4 protein-coding genes are annotated in these 3,040 nt (G+C 26.9%); all 4 read right to left on the bottom strand.

Annotated features, from left to right (window positions below; all coding sequences use genetic code 11):
* On the bottom strand, nucleotides 1-501 hold a 501-nt coding region (locus HNP68_RS06275), incomplete at its 3' end, for a DUF603 domain-containing protein (protein WP_183221545.1).
* A 221-nt stretch (nucleotides 502-722) separates the two neighbouring features.
* Complete coding sequence (gene eppA, locus HNP68_RS06270; protein ID WP_183221543.1) at nucleotides 723-1,247, bottom strand: exported protein A EppA; 525 nt, start codon at nucleotides 1,245-1,247, stop codon at nucleotides 723-725.
* Between the two features lie 128 nt (nucleotides 1,248-1,375).
* Nucleotides 1,376-1,909 (bottom strand): hypothetical protein, encoded by a 534-nt coding sequence (locus HNP68_RS06265; RefSeq protein ID WP_183221536.1) that lies wholly within the window; start codon nucleotides 1,907-1,909, stop codon nucleotides 1,376-1,378.
* A 24-nt stretch (nucleotides 1,910-1,933) separates the two neighbouring features.
* On the bottom strand, nucleotides 1,934-2,716 hold the full coding sequence (locus tag HNP68_RS06260) for a hypothetical protein (protein WP_183221534.1): 783 nt from the start codon (nucleotides 2,714-2,716) through the stop codon (nucleotides 1,934-1,936).
* Nucleotides 2,717-3,040: the final 324 nt, after the last annotated feature.

The raw sequence follows: 3,040 nt of genomic DNA, 5'->3' as shown, positions 1-3,040 counted from the left end.
TTTCATACATTCATAGTAAAGCTCCATTTCCCTTATTGAACACTCTTTTATTAAATCATTAAGCTCACTTTTTAAAGAACTAATTTCTTCACTAACACATTTTTCATTTTCATTGCTGGACTGTTTATTTAAAGAATCAATTTTAAATCTTAAATCTTCTATTTTTGAAAGCATACTAGCAAGTTCAATGCTAGAATATTGCTTAAATGCACGTATAAATCCCAATTCTAAATTGGAGCGCTCTAAATCTAATTCTCCCTTAACTTTTTTAGCCTTAACTTCCGATCTAAAAGTTTGTGCTACAAGGTGTTCAAAAGTATCCTCACTAATTGTTACTCTAGAATTCTCATTAACAAAAGTTTCTCTACTTTCCCATTTTTGTCTCATTCTCCACACATTTACTTTAGAAACTCCTAGTTTAGCTGCTATTTCTCCATCATTTAAAGTTCCTTCTATAAAATATGCAACATAATCATCAAAAGATCTTTTAACTCTTTTCAAAAACACTACCCAAAAGTAACAAAATTAACAAATTGTTACTCTAAATAGTAAAGCAATTTAACAAATTGTTAACACAAACTTTAAACTTCTTTATACATATTAACCACTGATCTATATTTATACTGTTTAGTAAGTGTGAACAAATAAAAAAATAAGACTGGGTATTAGTCTTATTTTTCATAATCTATGCTTACAAAACCTATTAATTCTTAATTAAAATCCTAATCTTTGGGCAAATCAGCCAAAATTTGTTTTAAAATCTGTTTTACTGCACTCACTTTATCTTTAGAATAAGCTTTTTTAAACTTATCTCTTGCTTCTTCTCCATATTTCTCAGCATAATCAATTTTATCAGAATCTAGTTGTATTAAATAATCAAAAATTGAATTTGGAAGTCCATCTATAAGATAATTTATACATTCAAGATTCATGACCCAAATAGTAGTTATTAACTTAATTTTTATAAGAGATCCTATAACATCAAGAGCGTCTAAGAAAACACTTTTTTCTTTAATTCCAATTTTTCTTAACTCTCCTCTAATTTTAATAGCATAAGAGAAAAAAATACTTTTATCATACTCATTTTCAAAACCATAATTATCTAGTCTTTTATTTAATAAATTAAAATCTTCTTCAGAAAAAGCCCTTTTAGCTTTTGCATAATGTTTTTCTGTATATTCACTCATAAAAGCATTCAAACTAATACTCAATACAAATAACAATAATAATAAACTTATTTTTCTCATTCCTCTCCTAGCTTTATTATCTAAATTTTAGCAATATTATTTTAAATAAGAAAACAAGACTATTTATTAGCCTTGTTTTTCATATCATAATTTATGTTTTCAAGAACCATTTTTTATTATTTTTTCTCTTAGAACTTAATAAGTTCTTCTTCAATCTTTTGAAGTAAATTGGTTATAATTTGATTCTCTGTTTCAATGCCCTTATAAACAATATACCGCTCGCCCTTATAAACAACATAACTATTATATAAATCATCGGGATTAAAACCTAGCTCAAAGGCACACTTACAAACTTCAGATTCAATTCTCATTGGATCATCAGCTGGATAATCAGTATCTTTATTTTGTTGTTTTTTATCTTTTACTCTCTTTTCAAGCTCTTCTAATTCTTTTTTAAACCCTTCTACTTTCTCTTTAGCATCTTCTAACGCTTTTTTTCTATTTTGTTTTTGCTGTTCCTCTTTTGATATTTGTTTTTTAGGCTCATCAGCTTGCATTAATTCTTTATCTTCTATTTCAAAAAATCCCTGAACTTGCCCTTTTACATCTTTTTCTTTAGTTTTTTCTTGATTTTTTTCTTCAATTATTTTTAAATTTCCATGATTATCACACGACATTATCAGTGCAAAAACAGCACAAATAATAAAAAATTTTTTCTTCATAAGTTACTCCTATATATGGGACTTCTATTTTAATTTTAAATTATTATCAATCTCTTTAATTTCTTCTTCAATCTTTTGAAGTGCATCCTCTATAACTTTTTTTGTTATATCACTAGTACCATCATTATCAGTAGAAGAATTTTTATCTAATAACCCTAATTTGCTAGCCTCCCTCCAAGCTTCCTGCCCAACTTTCCCTTGATTTTTAGCTTGATCACCGTAAGATTGTCCACTTGCAGAACCAACTTGTTGTTTATACTCTTGAAATTTTTTTTGAGCCTCTTTTAATTTTTGTTTTCTTTCTTCTTTTTTCTTTCTTAAGCTTTCTTCAAGTTCTTTTAATTTCTTTTTAAGTTTTTCTTTATCTTCTTTTTTATCTTTAAGCTTGTCTTCTAATTCTTTTTCTAATTCTTTTAATTCTTTTTCATAACCATAATATTCTCCAAGAGTAGTTTTATCACCAGCCCTATCTATTTTCTTCTTTAAATCCTCTAATTTTTTCTCTAATTCCTCTACTACTTGATTTTTATTATTAACATCTTGGACTATTTGTTCTTCAACTTGATCTTGTGGCTCATCAGCTTGCATTAATTTTTCTTGAACTTTTACAGAAACTTCTGATCCTAAACTTTTAAGCCCTTCAGTCAACTCTTCTTTTTTTATCTCTAAAAATCCTTTAACTTTCTCTTCAAAATTTTCTTTTAAATTTTTTAAATCCTTACTATCTTTACTAATTGCATAATTCTTGCAAGAAATAACTAATGCAAAAATGCTGCAAATAACAAACATTATTACTTTTTTATTCATAAGTTACTCCTAGTTCATAAACTTCAATGATAATGCAACCCCTAATAATTACAATTTTTTACAGTTTTAAATAATTGTTTTTGTTACATTGCGTTGTTACATTTTAACAAAACTAAAATGTAATTTTAATCAACTCTCAAAAATCTCTCCATTGCAAATGCCAAGCTCATTACAAAAGATCACAAAACACATACAAATTAAATTTCAGGGTATTTGCTATATATCACACAAAGTATTATATCTTTCTTAAGTGCCCCCTTTAGAAATTGCCACTTCTGCTTGCTACAACCACTCTACACTTTAAATTTCGCATGCAATGAGAGA

It is taken from the genome of Borreliella yangtzensis, assembly GCF_014201775.1.
Lineage (GTDB): Bacteria > Spirochaetota > Spirochaetia > Borreliales > Borreliaceae > Borreliella > Borreliella yangtzensis.
The sequence above is the reverse complement of the archived record's forward strand: the minus strand, read 5'-3'. Positions and strand labels throughout refer to the sequence as shown.